This is a genomic window from Herbaspirillum sp. LeCh32-8 (assembly GCF_017814915.1).
GTDB lineage: Bacteria > Pseudomonadota > Gammaproteobacteria > Burkholderiales > Burkholderiaceae_D > Herbaspirillum.
The window spans coordinates 1-226 of record NZ_JAGIPZ010000040.1 but is presented as its reverse complement, the minus strand read 5'-3'; the positions used below and the strand labels follow the sequence as shown (position 1 = coordinate 226).

Sequence of the window (226 nt, the reverse complement as noted above, 5' to 3'; positions counted from 1 at the left end):
TGGCGTCCCCACGGGGATTCGAACCCCGGTACTCACCGTGAAAGGGTGATGTCCTAGGCCTCTAGACGATAGGGACAAATCTGGTACCGATACTGCTTCAATCTATTACCTGAGGACCGGCAAGCGCCTGGTCTTCACACCGCAAACATCTGCGGGTCGCTGGTGGAGGTAAGCGGGATCGAACCGCTGACCTCTTGCATGCCATGCAAGCGCTCTCCCAGCTGAG

General features: G+C 58.0%; 1 tRNA gene. It reads right to left on the bottom strand.

The window, feature by feature from the left end:
* Positions 1–76, bottom strand: a tRNA-Glu gene (locus tag J8I26_RS22580).
* Positions 77–226 lie beyond the last annotated feature (150 nt).